Raw genomic sequence first — 1,215 nt, 5'->3', positions numbered from 1 at the left:
TAGCTACGGGGCTTCGGCAATTAAACACCACCCCAAAAAGCGCAGAGCCGCCATGAAAATGGCGGCTCCAATTTACGCTCTAGCCCGGTTTCGCCCCGCGGTGGTGAAATCGGACCGCGTCGCCGTGATTCCGGCGGCTATTTACGTCACCTACACTCTGTGTGGCGATAAGGAATGGATAACGCAAAACGTCCTGAAAGTCAAGAAAACTGCGGGGTGGAGCAGTTTCAAGCTTTCCCGAAAAATGCCGGTCTGATCGGTATTGCAGCGCGGGACCGGCAAGCTTTTGATGCGGCTTTGTAATTCGCTTTTGATCCCGCTCTGCGAAGGATCAGTTCTCGTACTTGACCGGCACCGACGGGCTGCGCGCGATGAAGAACGGGTTGCGGAAATCGGCCTTGCCATAAACGAATCCTGATCCGTCCATATTTTCAACCACACCGCCGGCAGCAAGCAGAACGGCATGACCGGCCCCGATATCCCATTCCATGGTCGGGCCAAGGCGGGGATAAAGATCGGCTTCACCGGCCGCAACCAGACAAAGCTTCAATGAACTTCCCGCCGGGCGCAGTTCCTTGACCGCAAGATCGCCCAGAAAGGCTTTCATCGCCTCGGGATCGCCGTGTGAGCGTGATCCGACAACGACAACGCCGTCTTCGGGCATCTTGCGTACCGAAATCGCGGTGGTTTTGGGGGCAACGTCGCCTTCGATCAGTTTCGCACCATCCGGGCCGCCGTAATAAAGCTTGTCGATTGCCGGGGCATAAACCACGCCCAGAACCGGCTTTCCCTTGGCGATCAGGGCGACATTGACCGTGAACTCGCCATTGCGTTTGATGAATTCCTTGGTGCCATCCAGCGGATCCACCAGCCAGAAGAAATCGGTCTCCCCGTTCACATCGGGCACATCGCCCTTGGCGGCACTTTCCTCGGACACGATTTTGATATCGGGGGTGAGTGCGCGAAGCCCCGGCAGGATCACGGCCTCGGCTGCTTCATCGGCCTCGGTCACCGGGCTGGCATCATCCTTGGACCGGACTTCGAAATCGGTCTGATAGATTTCCATCATCGCCGCCCCGGCCTTGCGGGCAATTTCAATCAGTCCGTTTTCAAGGGCATCGGCATTGGCGGGCAGGGCAACGGTCATGGCACTCTCGTTTGTCAGGGAGATTGAACTATCCCACGGGAATAGGGAATTTTGCCCGCAACGTCCAG

The 1,215-nt window shown here is 57.4% G+C and carries 2 protein-coding genes; one reads left to right on the top strand and one right to left on the bottom strand.

Annotation, left to right across the window (positions count from 1 at the left end; genetic code table 11):
- The coding region (locus B3Z49_RS10705; protein WP_296990702.1) for a hypothetical protein at positions 1-256 on the top strand (256 nt) is incomplete at its 5' end.
- A gap of 75 nt (positions 257-331) precedes the next feature.
- Here the strand turns inward: B3Z49_RS10705 and cysQ are convergent.
- Positions 332-1,147 carry a 3'(2'),5'-bisphosphate nucleotidase CysQ gene (gene cysQ / locus B3Z49_RS10700; RefSeq protein ID WP_296990733.1) on the bottom strand — a complete coding sequence of 272 codons (816 nt, stop codon included), beginning with the start codon at positions 1,145-1,147 and terminating at the stop codon, positions 332-334.
- Between the last annotated feature and the right edge of the window lie 68 nt (positions 1,148-1,215).

Source organism: Thalassospira sp. UBA1131, from assembly GCF_002311515.1.
GTDB lineage: Bacteria > Pseudomonadota > Alphaproteobacteria > Rhodospirillales > Thalassospiraceae > Thalassospira.
The sequence above is the reverse complement of the archived record's forward strand: the minus strand, read 5'-3'. Positions and strand labels throughout refer to the sequence as shown.

What these genes read in the sequence shown, in the direction of transcription:
- cysQ (WP_296990733.1), bottom strand. Translation starts at nt 1,147, where the DNA reads ATGACCGTTGCCCTGCCCGCCAATGCCGATGCCCTTGAAAACGGACTG.